This window comes from Citrobacter sp. Cpo065 (assembly GCF_030332805.1).
Lineage (GTDB): Bacteria > Pseudomonadota > Gammaproteobacteria > Enterobacterales > Enterobacteriaceae > Citrobacter > Citrobacter portucalensis.
The window spans coordinates 197,913-211,974 of record NZ_JAOWHC010000019.1 but is presented as its reverse complement, the minus strand read 5'-3'; the positions used below and the strand labels follow the sequence as shown (position 1 = coordinate 211,974).

The 14,062-nt window shown below is 50.8% G+C and carries 15 protein-coding genes and 3 tRNA genes; 13 read left to right on the top strand and 5 right to left on the bottom strand.

From position 1 onward, the window contains the following. Positions 1-79 precede the first annotated feature (79 nt). The 4 genes from rsmC (at position 80) to OGY68_RS01685 (ending at position 1,652) form a co-directional block, all read left to right on the top strand. Entirely contained in the window at positions 80-1,111 is a 1,032-nt protein-coding gene (rsmC, locus tag OGY68_RS01700; RefSeq protein WP_048236179.1) for a 16S rRNA (guanine(1207)-N(2))-methyltransferase RsmC, read from the top strand. Between the two features lie 222 nt (positions 1,112-1,333). Beyond that, positions 1,334-1,420 (top strand) — tRNA-Leu (locus tag OGY68_RS01695). Between the two features lie 28 nt (positions 1,421-1,448). Further along, positions 1,449-1,534, top strand: a tRNA-Leu gene (locus tag OGY68_RS01690). A gap of 32 nt (positions 1,535-1,566) precedes the next feature. After that, positions 1,567-1,652, top strand: a tRNA-Leu gene (locus OGY68_RS01685). A 39-nt stretch (positions 1,653-1,691) separates the two neighbouring features. On the opposite strand, the gene OGY68_RS01680 is transcribed toward OGY68_RS01685, so the two are convergent. Further along, positions 1,692-1,928 (bottom strand): DUF1435 domain-containing protein, encoded by a 237-nt coding sequence (locus OGY68_RS01680; protein WP_003019100.1) that lies wholly within the window; start codon positions 1,926-1,928, stop codon positions 1,692-1,694. Positions 1,929-2,183: 255 nt separating this feature from the next. Here OGY68_RS01680 and OGY68_RS01675 point away from each other — a divergent pair, with 255 nt between their 5' ends. After that, entirely contained in the window at positions 2,184-3,260 is a 1,077-nt protein-coding gene (locus OGY68_RS01675) for a GGDEF domain-containing protein (RefSeq protein WP_003829994.1), read from the top strand. A gap of 108 nt (positions 3,261-3,368) precedes the next feature. Further along, positions 3,369-4,157: a siderophore-iron reductase FhuF gene (fhuF, locus tag OGY68_RS01670; protein WP_057067023.1), complete on the top strand. Its 789-nt coding sequence runs from the start codon at positions 3,369-3,371 to the stop codon at positions 4,155-4,157. Between the two features lie 29 nt (positions 4,158-4,186). On the opposite strand, the gene OGY68_RS01665 is transcribed toward fhuF, so the two are convergent. Together OGY68_RS01665 and OGY68_RS01660 are read right to left on the bottom strand one after the other, a co-directional pair. Then, complete coding sequence (locus OGY68_RS01665; protein ID WP_057067024.1) at positions 4,187-5,530, bottom strand: PTS sugar transporter subunit IIC; 1,344 nt, start codon at positions 5,528-5,530, stop codon at positions 4,187-4,189. Beyond that, positions 5,520-5,663, bottom strand: coding sequence for a hypothetical protein (locus tag OGY68_RS01660; RefSeq protein ID WP_020996240.1), 144 nt, complete (start codon positions 5,661-5,663; stop codon positions 5,520-5,522). Before OGY68_RS01660 ends, OGY68_RS01665 begins: the two co-directional genes overlap by 11 nt. Positions 5,664-5,898: 235 nt before the next feature. Between OGY68_RS01660 and OGY68_RS01655 the strand changes: the two genes are divergently transcribed. Then, entirely contained in the window at positions 5,899-6,357 is a 459-nt protein-coding gene (locus OGY68_RS01655; RefSeq protein WP_003830001.1) for a YbaK/EbsC family protein, read from the top strand. Positions 6,358-6,414: 57 nt separating this feature from the next. Here the strand turns inward: OGY68_RS01655 and bglJ are convergent, their stop codons facing one another. Further along, positions 6,415-7,092: a DNA-binding transcriptional activator BglJ gene (gene bglJ / locus OGY68_RS01650; protein WP_008786120.1), complete on the bottom strand. Its 678-nt coding sequence runs from the start codon at positions 7,090-7,092 to the stop codon at positions 6,415-6,417. Further along, positions 7,053-7,778 (bottom strand): helix-turn-helix transcriptional regulator, encoded by a 726-nt coding sequence (locus OGY68_RS01645; protein WP_008786119.1) that lies wholly within the window; start codon positions 7,776-7,778, stop codon positions 7,053-7,055. The genes bglJ and OGY68_RS01645 overlap by 40 nt, the downstream gene beginning before the upstream one ends. Positions 7,779-8,236: 458 nt before the next feature. Between OGY68_RS01645 and OGY68_RS01640 the strand changes: the two genes are divergently transcribed. The 6 genes from OGY68_RS01640 to opgB all read left to right on the top strand — a co-directional run bounded on the left by OGY68_RS01640 (position 8,237) and on the right by opgB (position 13,965). Then, a complete protein-coding gene (locus OGY68_RS01640; RefSeq protein WP_032942309.1) occupies positions 8,237-9,013 on the top strand; it encodes a threonine/serine exporter family protein in 777 nt (258 codons plus the stop codon). Continuing rightward, positions 9,004-9,477 (top strand): threonine/serine exporter, encoded by a 474-nt coding sequence (locus OGY68_RS01635; protein ID WP_057067025.1) that lies wholly within the window; start codon positions 9,004-9,006, stop codon positions 9,475-9,477. Before OGY68_RS01640 ends, OGY68_RS01635 begins: the two co-directional genes overlap by 10 nt. 124 nt (positions 9,478-9,601) lie before the next feature. Continuing rightward, a complete protein-coding gene (gene dnaT, locus OGY68_RS01630) occupies positions 9,602-10,141 on the top strand; it encodes a primosomal protein DnaT (RefSeq protein ID WP_008786116.1) in 540 nt (179 codons plus the stop codon). Positions 10,142-10,143: 2 nt separating this feature from the next. Further along, a complete protein-coding gene (dnaC, locus tag OGY68_RS01625) occupies positions 10,144-10,881 on the top strand; it encodes a replicative helicase loader DnaC (RefSeq protein ID WP_003019133.1) in 738 nt (245 codons plus the stop codon). Between the two features lie 70 nt (positions 10,882-10,951). Then, positions 10,952-11,443 carry a YjjA family protein gene (locus OGY68_RS01620; RefSeq protein WP_057067027.1) on the top strand — a complete coding sequence of 164 codons (492 nt, stop codon included), beginning with the start codon at positions 10,952-10,954 and terminating at the stop codon, positions 11,441-11,443. A gap of 230 nt (positions 11,444-11,673) precedes the next feature. Then, on the top strand, positions 11,674-13,965 hold the full coding sequence (gene opgB, locus OGY68_RS01615) for a phosphatidylglycerol--membrane-oligosaccharide glycerophosphotransferase (RefSeq protein ID WP_008786114.1): 2,292 nt from the start codon (positions 11,674-11,676) through the stop codon (positions 13,963-13,965). Positions 13,966-14,062 lie beyond the last annotated feature (97 nt).

Genomic DNA, 14,062 nt, shown 5'->3' with positions numbered 1-14,062 from the left:
GGCGCAAATATAGCAAATTTGTCGAATCCGTGCCATCAAACAACTATAATCCCCCGCTGTACAATTTAAGGAGCATTCCATGTCTGCTTTTACCCCGGCAAGTGAAGTCTTGCTGCGCCACAGTGATGATTTCGAACAAAGCCGTATTCTGTTTGCCGGTGATTTGCAGGATGACCTGCCTGCCCATTTTGAAAGCGCCGCCAACCGTGCGCACACCCAGCAACTTCACCACTGGCAGGTGCTTAACCGCCAGATGGGCGACAACGTCCGCTTCAGCCTCGTCGCGCAGGCCGATGACGTTGCCGATAGCGATACGCTGATCTACTACTGGCCGAAGAATAAGCCGGAAGCCCAGTTCCAGTTGATGAACATTCTGTCGCTGTTACCGGTGGGCACCGATATTTTTGTTGTCGGCGAGAATCGCAGCGGCGTACGTAGCGCAGAGCAGATGCTTGCCGAATACGCACCGTTAAACAAAGTCGACAGCGCACGTCGCTGTGGCCTGTACCACGGTCGTCTGGAAAAACAGCCGGTCTTTGATGCAGAAAAATACTGGGATGAATACCAGACAGAAAATCTGACCATCAAAACGCTGCCGGGCGTCTTCAGCCGTGACGGCCTGGATGTTGGCAGCCAACTGCTGCTCTCCACGCTGACGCCGCACACCAAAGGCAAAGTGCTGGATGTCGGCTGTGGCGCAGGCGTTCTCTCCGTCGCCTTAGCCAGCCACTCGCCGAAAGTGCGCTTAACCCTGTGCGATGTTAGCGCCGCCGCCGTTGAAGCCAGCCGCGCAACGCTTGCAGCCAACGGCATTGAAGGTGACGTCATCGCCAGTAACGTCTTTTCTGACGTGACGGGTCGTTTTGATATGATCATCTCCAACCCGCCGTTCCACGACGGTATGCAGACCAGCCTTGATGCCGCACAAACGCTGATTCGTGGCGCAGTGCGTCATCTCAACAGCGGTGGTGAACTGCGTATTGTGGCGAACGCCTTCCTGCCTTATCCGAAGGTTCTGGATGAAGTGTTTGGCTTCCATGAAGTTATCGCGCAGACCGGACGTTTCAAGGTCTATCGCACTGTGATGACGCGCCAGGCGAAAAAAGCCTAACGGCTGTAGGCCAGATAAGGCGTTTACGCCGCCATCCGGCGTGACACCGAGCAACGCCGGATGGCGCTATCGCTTATCCGGCCTGCATAAAACGCCAAAAACCGAAGAAACGCCTTTTTTTTCGGCAATCACGTTAAGTTCGAAAATTAACTGTTGACGCCCTGCATAAAATCTCTAGAATTCGCCCCCGTGGTAACGATACTTTTTGAGTGTCGATGGTATGCGAAGGTGGCGGAATTGGTAGACGCGCTAGCTTCAGGTGTTAGTGTCCTTTCGGACGTGGGGGTTCAAGTCCCCCCCCTCGCACCATAATCCACGTTGATATTGCTCGCACTGGGCGAAGGTGGCGGAATTGGTAGACGCGCTAGCTTCAGGTGTTAGTGTCCTTAGGATGTGGGGGTTCGAGTCCCCCCCCTCGCACCAACGAGGCGATATCAAAAAAATAAGATGACTGTGCGAAGGTGGCGGAATTGGTAGACGCGCTAGCTTCAGGTGTTAGTGTCCTTAGGATGTGGGGGTTCGAGTCCCCCCCCTCGCACCAATTATCTTATTTCCCTCTCGATTTCCTTCTCTGTTTTGTTCATCCCTGATTCCAGTTCATCATTACCAAAACAATGCCACCAATCAGTGCCGCGCATGAAGGTAACAAAACAAAGTGCCGTAAACGTTTGTGGTACAGCATGAGCGAAGTCAGCAGTAATCCTAATACAATCATCACCTTCCATACGTAGACCGACAGGTCGCTATATGCCATCCCGGCAATCAGCATTCCCGGCAGCAGAACACCCCATCCACTGCCCAGCGTACGTTGCAACATGATTTCACCTATGACATTGATAATGATAACCAATATCATATGATAAAATTTCTCATTTGTCAGCCGTGAAGCACTATCAATTATATGAGTTTTACTTAACGATTGATGACATGAATAATCCAAGGTGATAAATTGCTCAGCGGTTAGCTCTTCAACTAAAAACAATAAAAACCTCTGCGAATGATACCCCGTTCGTTATTTGTTTTATTTACCAACACACCTTCGTACATTGCAGATAACTAACAATATTTACCTATGACAGTACAATCCTGGCGAACTCTGCGCACAAAAAAATACCAACTCTCTTTACGACTGTTTCTGCTGCTCAACGCAGTCTCCGCGCTGTTTACGCTTTTTTTCCCACTGTTTGCGGTCAAAGCCTTATCAGTACCGGCGTTGCTGATGCTGGTGATGAGTACACTGCTGCTGGTATGGCATGGGAAATACGCGGATAAAAGAATTAATCTCCCTTTTATTTCAATCGTTTTTGGCTTGTTATGGGCGTTACATATATTCTTGAAATATAATGCTCTAGGTCAGAATGATTATTATTTCCTGTTAATAGCGCTGCTCAGCGTACTGTTTATTGGCTCTATCGCTTTTGCCAATAATATCATCGCGTTTACGCTCCACTCACTCCCCTCCGTCGCCGTTTGTTTATGGCTTAACGGCAGCGAACATGGTTTGCGGATTTTCTATTTTATGGCGCTGCCTATGGCCGGTATCGCCATTCAGCATGTGATACAAAAGCGCTACGATGGATTCGCTCAGCAACTGATGTACAAACTGCTGGAGGAAAGGGAAACCCTGAACGGGCTCAGCATGCTCGACCCGCTAACCGGTTTGTATAATCGCCGGGGGCTGCAACACCGGCTCGATACGCTGTTGGCTCTGAGTAATTCGAGGCACTTCGTTCTGCTGCTGGATATCGACCATTTCAAATCCTATAACGATCATTACGGACATATGATGGGCGACCAGGCGTTGATCCGTGTTTCTGCCGCCATCCGAGACTCCGTACGCTCCCGGGACGTGGTGGCGCGTTTTGGCGGTGAAGAGTTTATGATTTTGCTGACCGCGGTCGATCCACAGCAGGCCCAGGCTGCCGCCGAACGTATCCGCCAGAAAGTGTACGACCTTAAAATCCCTCACATGTTTAATGAGAGCGTGGCAACCAACGTAACCGTCAGTATCGGCATTGCACCTCTGGTAGAACAGGATATTGATGCTGCTATCGCCAAAGCGGATAAAGCCCTTTACGAGGCCAAGAATCTTGGGCGTAACAATACCCTGGTCAGCGATGAGCTGCGGGTAAACTGCCCTTCTACCTGAGCTTTCTGTGCGCTGCCGCTCGGGATGGCGACAAAGATCTTGCCATCGCTCAATGTCAATTATAGGATTGGCAATCATTATCATTAAGATTAACATCCTTATATCGACATGGCTTATCGTTCCGCACCGATCGTTGAAGATGTCATCTGGCGTAGCCATCTCCCCTCAGAGATGCCCTCGCTGGCTGCTGCCGTACGCGCAACGATAGCCAAAACTCGCGAGCACCTGCTGGACTTCATTCGTCTTGACGAAACGCCTGTGCCAGGTGCAATGACGCTGCATGAATGGACGCAACCGGCGACGCTTAGCTCGCTGCTGGCCGTTTATTCAGACCATATCTATCGCAACCAACCCACGCTATCCCGCGAAAATAAGCCCCTGATTTCTCTTTGGGCGCAATGGTATATCGGCCTGATGATGCCTCCGTTAATGGTGGCCCTACTGATGCAAAAAGAGGCTATCGACGTCTCTCCTGAACATATGCGCGTAGAGTTTCACGAAACGGGCCGTGCGGCCTGCTTCTGGATCGACGTCCATCAGGATCACCAGGCTACAGCCCTGTCTCCTCAACAACGCATGGAAACGCTGATTCTCTCAGCGCTGACGCCGGTTGTGCAGGCGTTGGAAGCAACTGGCGAGATCAACGCGAAGCTTATCTGGAGCAACACCGGATATTTAATTCACTGGTATTTAACGGAAATGAAGCCGTTGCTAGGTGAGGAACTGCTGACCACGCTGCGCCAGACCTGCTTTTTTGAGAAACAACTCTCCTGCGGTCAGGATAACCCTCTGTGGCGAACCGTTGTTCCGCGCGAGGGGCTGTTAGTACGCAGAACCTGCTGCCAACGCTATCGCCTGCCTGACGTTCAGCAATGCGGAGACTGCACGCTGAAGTAAGCGAGGAGCCGTAGCCCCTCGCCAGATATTTATGCAACCTGCTGGTTTTCCTCTTCCATACGCTGCGCTTCTTCTTTTTCCTGCGCCAATAGCTGCTTTTCGTAGACCTTAAAGAATGGGAAGTAGATAACGGCCGACACCAGCGCCAACAGCACCACCAGAATAGCCGCACGATAATCCCAGCCTAATGCCCATGCCGCGCCAACCGGTGCCGGTGCTGTCCAGGGAACCACTGAAATGACCCGCCCAATTAAATCCAGTTTCATCGCCGCCCAGGCCAGTACCGCATTCACCATTGGGGCCAGCAGGAAGGGGATAAAAAACACCGGGTTCATGACAATCGGCGTACCAAAAATCACCGGTTCGTTAATATTAAAAATGCTGGGGACTACGCTCAGACGCCCAATCGAGCGTAGATGAGCCGAACGACTACGCAGATAGCAAATCACCAACCCCATCGTTGCACCTGACCCTCCGACCACAATAAAGAACGTCCAGAACGCTTCCATAAAGATATGCGGTAACGGCGCGCCCTGCGCCAGCGCCGACTGGTTCATCCCAAGATTAGTTAGCCAGAACATTTGCAGCATTCCCGACACAATTGCCGCGCCGTGAATACCCGCAAACCACAATAGATGTCCAATCAATACCGCCAGAAGTATCGCCGGGAGAGAATCTGCAGCCGACACCAGTGGTTTAAAGATGGCCATAATGGCCTGAGGGATCAGCATGTCAAACTGCGACTGTATCACCAGACTCAGCGGGTACAGCGTCAGTACTACCACCAGCACCGGGATCAGCAGATCGAAAGAGTTTTTGATCATCGGCGGCACCTGATCGGGTAAACGGATGCCGATGTTGTGCGCCTTCAGGAAGCGCATCATTTCAACACAGTAAATGGCCACCAGGATGGCGGTGAAAATCCCCGTTCCTCCCAGGCTTTCAACCGGCATTGTGCCTTTGGTTTTTGGCGCGGCAATCAGCAAAAAAGCCATGATTGATAGCATCGCACACATAAACGGATCTAACTGATGCGACTTCACATAGTGCTTGCCCAGGTTATAAGCAATAGCCGCACATATGTAGACCGACATAATCCCCATCGTCATATCAAACGGTGTGAGGATTTGGCCTTCAAACTGTTTTGCCAGATCCAGCCACGCGCGAGCAAATCCCCAGGTGGTATCCGGAGAAAAAGGCGGGTAGGCAAAAACCAGCAGAAAAGAGCCTACAATCATAAAAGGCATCGCCGAAATAAAACCGTCGCGAATGGCCATTACATGTCGTTGCGAAGAGATGCGCCCGGCAACAGGGCTGACGTAATTTTCAACAAAGCGGAAAATCACGTTAAACACAGCATGGTTAGTAGACATAGCCGTTCTCCCGTTGTGCAAAACCCTGCAACCGCGCTGGCATCAACACCGCCACCACGTAAAGCCCATTACCACTTTTCGCAACCGTGCCGGGAGGAACACCAGCGCTACCGCTTTTCGAGTTAAGTTTCATAGATGGCTCTTATTATGTGATACAGAGGAAGTGACAACTTCAGTATTAATCGTCATTTCAGCATTCTGCAACCGGTTACTGTAACCGGTTTCTTTGATTGTGAAGACGATCGAAAAACTGTTAATGTTGCTATGTTGTTACAATAAAATATTTACAGTGTGGTTGCCCCTATGACAAATTACATCCTGCAGTTTTCTGCTGTGCAGGGCTATCTGTAAGCGATAGGGAGAGAAGAATGAGTTTGCAATCAGTACGCCAATTCCTGGCGCAACATGCACCAGATATCGAGATCATCGAATTAAACCAGAGCACAGCAACCGTTGATCTGGCAGCAAAAGCCCATAACGTTGAACCTGGCCAAATAGCTAAAACACTTTCACTAAAGGTGAAGAACGATATCATCCTGGTCGTGGCAAAAGGCGATGCCCGACTGGATAATAAAAAGCTAAAGAGTACGTTCGGCGCCAAAGCCCGAATGTTAAGTAGTGATGAGGTCGTGAACGCGACGGGGCACCCCGTTGGCGGCGTTTGCCCCTTCGGATTAGAAACACCGATATCAGTGTACTGTGATGTTTCTCTGAAGCACTACGCTGAAGTGCTGCCTGCCGCAGGTGCCATCCACAGCGCAGTTCGCATCACGCCTGAAAGGATGGCTGAACTGACTTCTGCCACCTGGGTTGACGTGTGTCAGTAATGTTCCACACACTAAACCGGCGACCAAGCCCGGCAAGAAACACGTCAACGTTGCCCGTCACGAAACCGCCTGCATAAAAGGCGCTGGCTCGCCGGCACGCAGATACAACAGGATGTCGGCGGCATCCAATAACCCGGCATCCGAGCTGACCCCCAGTTTGGACATCACATTAAATTTGTGTGCCCGAATGGTTTTGATGTTCCGTTCAAGCTGAACAGCAATCTGTGGCATCGAATAACCATTCGACATAAAGCGCAGTATTTCTCGTTCTGTCGGGCTGAGCATACGGCTTTGATTAATATACCAATGGTTTTTCGTGCCTTCGGTTCCCCGGCCAGGGCTGCTTAACGCCGTAAATAACGCGTCCTGCAACACCGTTAACGAAGAAGCTTTACTCACAACGCCATCTAACGGCAAGGGGGACAGGGAACCAATTAAACGCGCTTCAGCGTCATCATCGGCAATCACCACACGGCGAATCCGCGGATAATTTATCGCCAGCTCCGTTAAATAGGTCAACCCTGCTCTTCGATCGGTTCTGATTGCAGAGAGGGAAAAAATAACTGCCGAAAACGACATCTTTAACATTGCCTGGCTAAAAGCGGGCTGGTTTGAAAAGAGATGAAGTTTATATTGGTCATCCGGCATGGTATTAAATAAACTCTTAATACCCACGCTGCTCATCGTGCACTTTTCTACCAGTGCAACGTTTCTTTTGATGATTCTGCTTTCCATTCCGTGGTTTCTCCATAAACTGAAGGTAAATTAAGTTCTCGCGATCCTTGAGAACTATTTATCCAGGCATACATTTCTGCATTGCTATTTATCGACAAGCGACGCATAGCGCTATTCTTTTGGGCACTGATTGTTTTATTGCTTTTTTTCAGCAACGCCGCAATCTGGTTAATCCCCCATCCTTTCCCAAGGAGGCGCAATACTTTTCTTTCAGAGAGAGTGAGAACGATAGATCGTGCGCTATGGTCTAACAATTGCGGCATAGCAGGCGGAGAGAGCAGCGCCTTGCTTATTCTCTCTGCTCGTGTATTTCCCGCGTGAATGACATTCACTAAACTTTCAATCGGCTCGGCGTCAGAGAGCAGCGAGCTGACAGGACACATCAGTAGTTCAACCGCCAGAGGATAAAAGATACGAGATACGAGAAATACCCAGTGAATATCACGGTATTGAGATAATAAAGAATAATATTGTTCGCAAACTGCACGTGGATGATTGCAGTCTCCGGTTAAATCAGCAATTACCAAATCAGCACACCGTAGCTGTAATAATGTCAGTTCTTCAACAGAACGACAGTAGGTAAGTTCGTAATCGGAGAACTTTCCCTGCATTATACCTTTAAGCCCAGTTTGTATAATCGGTGATTTACTAATAATAATTGCGTTTTTGCAGCGTCCTGGCAACATATCCCCTCCACACTCACCAGTCCGCAATCGTACTTAATTAAATTCTCCCGGGTGGATTAATAATCTTAACTCACAGGAAAATACTCCGAACAATAAGCGGGGTGAATTGTTATCCTTGGTATTTATTTCAAAAAGTATTGACGGCACCATCCAAATAGCGCCAAATTCTAAGCTATTATTGCACAATTACGTATAAATACATTATCTGTACAATTATAATAACTACAATAGATCGTTAGCATGGCTTACGTATTTGCCATCCGGGAAAATAGCGCTACATTTCAATCATGTCTCCCTCTCGTACCTTAGCGAACGGGGGCGTTAAGATGCCACAACCGTATCACCTGTGTCTTTTTTCGACACAAAGATTGATCTTAGCCAGAGCCAGCGGGCTCATGCTTCATGATAAAAAGAAGACATTCGTCACTCAAAGAGATCCTTTTCAGTCAGAGCGAGCCATGCAAACAGAGCAGTCGTCACAGCGAACGGTTACACGGTTATGTATTCAATGCGGACTTTTTTTACTTCAGCATGGGGCAGAAAGCGCTCTGGTTGACGAGTTATCCACCCGACTCGGGCTGGCACTTGGCATGGATAGCGTAGAAAGCGCCATCTCCTCTAACGCTATCGTCCTGACCACCATTAAAGACGGGCAATGCCTGACATCAACGCGAAAAAATCAGGATCGCGGCATTAATATGCACGTCGTGACGGAAGTGCAGCACATTGTCATTTTGGCGGAACATAAACTGCTGGATATTAAAGGGGTAGAGAAACGCTTTAGCCAGATTAAGCCGCTACGCTATCCAAGATGGCTGGTCGCCTTCATGGTCGGTTTGTCCTGCGCCTGCTTTTGTAAACTCAATAACGGCGGATGGGATGGTGCGGTGATCACCTTTTTCGCCAGCATGGTGGCAATGTATATCCGTCAGATTCTGGCATCCCGGCATTTGCACCCACAAATTAACTTTTGCATCACCGCGTTTGTGGCGACAACGATTTCTGGTCTGCTGCTGACGCTACCGACGTTTAGCCACACCCCGACCATCGCCATGGCCGCCAGCGTGCTGCTACTGGTTCCGGGCTTTCCGCTGATCAACTCCGTCGCGGATATGTTTAAGGGACACATTAATACCGGGCTCGCCCGCTGGGCAATTGCCAGTTTGCTTACACTGGCGACCTGCATTGGCGTAGTCATGTCGATGACCTTATGGGGGCTACGCGGATGGGCGTGATCGATTTCATGTTGGCGTTAATGCAGGACATGATCCTGTCGGCGATCCCGGCGGTAGGCTTTGCCATGGTATTTAATGTCCCTCATCGGGCGCTCCCCTGGTGTGCGTTACTCGGCGCGCTCGGCCACGGTTCGCGAATGGTGATGATGAGCGCAGGGTTTAATATCGAATGGTCGACCTTTATGGCGTCGCTGCTGGTCGGCTGCATTGGGATCCAGTGGTCGCGTTGGTATCTGGCACATCCGAAAGTCTTTACCGTTGCGGCAGTGATCCCGATGTTCCCTGGGATCTCCGCCTACACCGCCATGATCTCGGCGGTAAAAATCGGTCATTTTGGCTACAGCGAAGCGCTGATGATCACCCTGCTGACCAATTTCCTGAAAGCCTCATCGATTGTCGGCGCGCTCTCCATCGGGCTATCCGTGCCAGGATTATGGCTGTATCGCAAACGCCCACGCGTTTGACGGTGCACTTTCTTTAATACCCTGCAGAGAGGGGAATCTCCCCCTCATCTGCTGCTCTCCTTCTTCTCTGTGTTACTATAAAAGCAGTCCCCTTCTCGGTTGTTGTTCAGTATTGAGAAACATTATGCCCTGCAAAATTTTGACGCCAGACGTCACTAGCATTGACGCCTTACTACACGATCACCACGCCGTGCTGGCCAAGTCTGCGGGTGGCGCCGTAGCCGTATTCGCTAACAATGCGCCAGCGTTTTACGCGGTGACGCCTGCGAGACTGGCTGAGCTGTTGGCGCTTGAGGAGAAACTGTCACGCCCGGGAAGCGATGTGACATTAGATGATCAATTTTATGAAGAGCCGCAAGCCGCTCCCGTTGCCGTACCAATGGGGAAATTTGCGATGTACGCTGCCTGGCAGCCTGATGCCGACTTTCAGCGTCAGGCTGCTTTATGGGGCGTAGCGTTGAGAGAGCCGGTTACTGCTGAAGAGCTGGCCTCATTTGTTGCCTACTGGCAGGCTGAAGGAAAAGTCTTTCACCATATTCAGTGGCAGCAAAAACTGGCGCGCAGCATTCAGATTGGACGGGCCAGCAATGGCGGAATGCCAAAGCGCGATGTGAACAGCGTCAGTGAACCTGACAGCCACATTCCACCGGGTTTTAGAGGATAACGATGAAAAACGTTGGCGACCTGATGAAACGTCTGCAAAAAATGATGCCACCTAATGTCGAGCCCGCCTTTAAAACGGGCGAAGAGCTGCTGGCATGGCAAAAAGAGCAAGGTGAAATTCGTGCCGCAGCGCTGGCCCGCGAAAACCGGGCTATGAAAATGCAGCGCACATTCAACCGCTCCGGTATCCGTCCGCTGCATCAGAACTGTTCGTTCGAAAACTATCGGGTAGAGTGCGAAGGTCAGATGAACGCCCTGAGCAAAGCCCGCCAGTATGTTGAAGAGTTTGACGGCAACATCGCCAGCTTTATCTTCTCCGGCAAACCCGGCACCGGCAAAAACCATTTAGCCGCCGCCATCTGCAACGAACTGCTGCTGCGCGGCAAGTCGGTATTGATCATTACCGTGGCCGATATCATGTCGGCGATGAAAGAAACGTTCAGTAATCGTGAAACCAGCGAAGAACAGCTGCTCAACGATCTGAGCAATGTGGATCTGCTGGTGATCGACGAGATCGGCATGCAGACCGAATCCCGCTATGAAAAAGTGATCATTAATCAGATTGTCGATCGCCGTTCGTCCTCAAAACGTCCGACCGGTATGTTAACTAACAGCAATATGGATGAAATGAACAAGCTGCTGGGTGAGCGCGTGATGGATCGTATGCGCCTTGGCAACAGTCTGTGGGTCATTTTTAACTGGGAAAGCTACCGTAGTCGGGTAACCGGTAAAGAGTATTAACGTATTAGGACCACTCCTAAGACTGCCAGCGCTATACTGCGCTGAAAAGGCATAACACGAGTTGCATATAATGATGAAAACTACCAAACGTCTGCTGTGCTGTGCGCTTGCCGCCAGCACGCTCATCTCCACCAGCGTTTTCGCCGCCTCCTGGCAAGATTCGCTCTCCAGCGCAGCCAGTGAGCTGAGCAAACAAAGCTCCGGCTCGCAAAGCAGCTCGTCACTCTCTTCCCTGACCAGCCTGCTGAATGGCAGCAATCAGTCGTTGACCTCCAGCAGCATGAATAACGCCGCCGGGATCCTGGAATATTGCGCGAAACAGAAACTGGCCTCGGTCACCGACGCGCAAAACGTCAAAAACCAGGTGCTGGATAAACTGGGACTCAGCGCGCCAGAGCAGAAACAAGATACCAACTATATCGACGGTATTCAGGGTCTGCTCAACGCCAAAGATGGTCAACAGCTGAACCTGAGCACGATCGGTAACAGCTCACTGGCACAGCAGGTAAAAACCAAGGCCTGCGATCTGGTGTTAAAACAGGGCATGAACTTCATTTCCTGACGCACGACATGCCGCGTATAACCTGCGCGGCATCTATTTATTTTCGACAATACATTCACATTCCAAATAAACAGTATTTCTCCACAAAAACGCGCATATCTAAACCAATTCTGAATAACAACGTAATTTAATGTCACTACAATTGCAGCAATGTAACAACGCTATTACATTGTTCTATCACCAAATGATTAGCCTGCCAGGCAATTGCCCGGTTTACTGAGGATCGACCGTTGTCAGAATTAATCTCCATCACTCTGTTTCTCGCTTCAGTGCTGATTTATGCCTGGAAAGCGGGTCGCAACACCTGGTGGTTTGCCGCCACGTTAACGGTGCTGGGGATTTTTATTGTCTTGAATATCACGCTTTATGCCAGTGACTATTTCACCGGCGACGGGATCAATGACGCGGTTCTCTATACGCTGACCAACAGCCTGACCGGCGCAGGCATCGGCAAATATATCCTGCCGGGCGTTGGGATCGCGCTGGCGCTGACGACCGTTTTTGTCGCTCTCGGCTGGATCCTACGCCGCCGTCGCCATCATCCACATCATGTGGGTTACAGTCTGCTGGCCCTGCTGCTGGCGCTGGCCTCCGTTGACGCTAGCCCGGCATTTCACCAGATAACCGAACTGGTGAAGTCGCAGTCACGCGATGGCGACCCGGATTTCCCGACGTATTATAAAGAGCCATCGAAAACCATTCCCAATCCGAAGCTGAACCTGGTGTATATCTACGGTGAGAGCCTCGAACGCACCTATTTTAATAACGACGCATTCCCGGATCTGACCCCGGAACTCGGCGCGTTGAAAAACGAAGGTCTGGATTTCAGCAACACCATGCAGCTGCCGGGTACGGATTACACCATCGCGGGCATGGTCGCCTCCCAGTGCGGTATTCCGCTGTTTGCGCCGTTTGAAGGCAACGCCTCTGCGTCGGTTTCAAGTTTCTTCCCTAACAATATTTGTCTGGGCGATATCCTGAAAAACTCCGGCTATCAGAACTACTTTGTGCAGGGTGCCAACCTGCGCTTTGCTGGCAAAGACGTGTTCCTGAAATCTCACGGCTTTGACCATCTGTATGGTGCGGAAGAGTTAAAAAGCGTGGTGGCGGACCCGACCTATCGTAACGACTGGGGCTTCTACGACGATACCGTGCTGGACGAAGCGTGGAAAAAATTCGAAGAGCTTTCGCGCTCGGGCCAGCGTTTTTCACTGTTTACCCTGACCGTGGATACCCATCATCCGGATGGATTTATCTCCCGTAGCTGCAACCGTAAACGTTATGACATCGACGGGAAGGCCAACCAATCGTTCAGCGCGGTCAGCTGCAGCCAGGAAAACATTGCCGAATTTATCAATAAAATCAAAGCATCGCCGTGGTTTAAAGATACCGTTATCGTGGTTTCTTCCGATCATCTGGCGATGAACAACACCGCATGGAAGTATCTGAACAAGCAGGACCGCAACAACCTGTTCTTCGTACTGCGCGGCGATCAACCGCAACAGGACACGCTGGCGGTAAAGCGTAACACGATGGATAACGGCGCAACGGTACTGGATATTCTCGGCGGCGATAACTTTATCGGCCTTGGCCGCAGCAGCTTGTCGAGCGAATCCGTCTCGGAAGTGTTCCTGAACATCAAAGAAAAAATGCTGGCGTGGAAGCCCGATATCATTCGCCTGTGGAATTTCCCGAAAGAGATGAAAGAGTTCACCGTCGACCAGGACAAAAATATGATCTCTTTCTCCGGCAGTCATTTCCGCCTGCCGCTGCTGCTGCGCGTATCGGACAAACGCGTCGAGCCGCTGCCGGAAAGCGAATACTCGGCCCCGCTGCGCTTCCAGCTGGCAGATTTCGCCCCACGCGATAACTTCGTCTGGGTCGATCGCTGCTACAAAATGGCGCAACTGTGGGCGCCGGAGCTGGCACTTTCTACCGATTGGTGCGTATCACAGGGGCAGCTGGGCGGACAGCAAATCGTACAGCACGTCGATAAAGCCAAGTGGAAAAGTAAAACCGTATTTAAAGACACGGTGATCGACATGGAGCGCTATAAAGGTAACGTCGATACGCTGAAAATTGTCGATAACGACATTCGCTACAAAGCAGATAGCTTCGTTTTCAACGTGGCGGGCGCGCCGGAAGAAGTCAAACAGTTTAGCGGCATTTCACGCCCCGAATCCTGGGGACGCTGGTCCAATGCGCAGCTCAGCGAAGAAGTAACGATTGAGTACAAAGCCCCGCTACCGAAGAAATTCGATCTGGTCATTACCGCGAAAGCCTTCGGTGACAATGCCAATCGTCCGATCCCCGTGCGCGTTGGCAACGAGGAGCAGACGCTGGTGTTAGGCCATGACGTCAGCACCACCACCTTACATTTTGATAACCCGGCGGATGCCGATACGCTGGTAATTGTTCCACCCGATCCGGTCGCCACCAACGAAGGCAATATTCTCGGTCACTCACCGCGTAAGCTGGGGATCGGGATGGTTGAAATCAAAGTAGTGGCTCAGGGTTCGTAACATGAAAGGCCTGATAGCGCTTTGCTTATCAGGCCTATCGTGAACCGAATGTATTGTCTGAAAAAAAACAGCGCCCAACACCACACCGGGCGCTGCA

Bases quoted from the DNA above. Each gene is read 5' to 3' on its own strand.
- rsmC (WP_048236179.1), top strand. From the start codon at position 80: ATGTCTGCTTTTACCCCGGCAAGTGAAGTCTTGCTGCGCCACAGTGAT.
- OGY68_RS01680 (WP_003019100.1), bottom strand. From the start codon at position 1,928: ATGTTGCAACGTACGCTGGGCAGTGGATGGGGTGTTCTGCTGCCGGGA.
- OGY68_RS01675 (WP_003829994.1), top strand. From the start codon at position 2,184: ATGACAGTACAATCCTGGCGAACTCTGCGCACAAAAAAATACCAACTC.
- fhuF (WP_057067023.1), top strand. From the start codon at position 3,369: ATGGCTTATCGTTCCGCACCGATCGTTGAAGATGTCATCTGGCGTAGC.
- OGY68_RS01665 (WP_057067024.1), bottom strand. From the start codon at position 5,530: ATGTCTACTAACCATGCTGTGTTTAACGTGATTTTCCGCTTTGTTGAA.
- OGY68_RS01660 (WP_020996240.1), bottom strand. From the start codon at position 5,663: ATGAAACTTAACTCGAAAAGCGGTAGCGCTGGTGTTCCTCCCGGCACG.
- OGY68_RS01655 (WP_003830001.1), top strand. From the start codon at position 5,899: ATGAGTTTGCAATCAGTACGCCAATTCCTGGCGCAACATGCACCAGAT.
- bglJ (WP_008786120.1), bottom strand. From the start codon at position 7,092: ATGGAAAGCAGAATCATCAAAAGAAACGTTGCACTGGTAGAAAAGTGC.
- OGY68_RS01645 (WP_008786119.1), bottom strand. From the start codon at position 7,778: ATGTTGCCAGGACGCTGCAAAAACGCAATTATTATTAGTAAATCACCG.
- OGY68_RS01640 (WP_032942309.1), top strand. From the start codon at position 8,237: ATGCAAACAGAGCAGTCGTCACAGCGAACGGTTACACGGTTATGTATT.
- OGY68_RS01635 (WP_057067025.1), top strand. From the start codon at position 9,004: ATGGGCGTGATCGATTTCATGTTGGCGTTAATGCAGGACATGATCCTG.
- dnaT (WP_008786116.1), top strand. From the start codon at position 9,602: ATGCCCTGCAAAATTTTGACGCCAGACGTCACTAGCATTGACGCCTTA.
- dnaC (WP_003019133.1), top strand. From the start codon at position 10,144: ATGAAAAACGTTGGCGACCTGATGAAACGTCTGCAAAAAATGATGCCA.
- OGY68_RS01620 (WP_057067027.1), top strand. From the start codon at position 10,952: ATGATGAAAACTACCAAACGTCTGCTGTGCTGTGCGCTTGCCGCCAGC.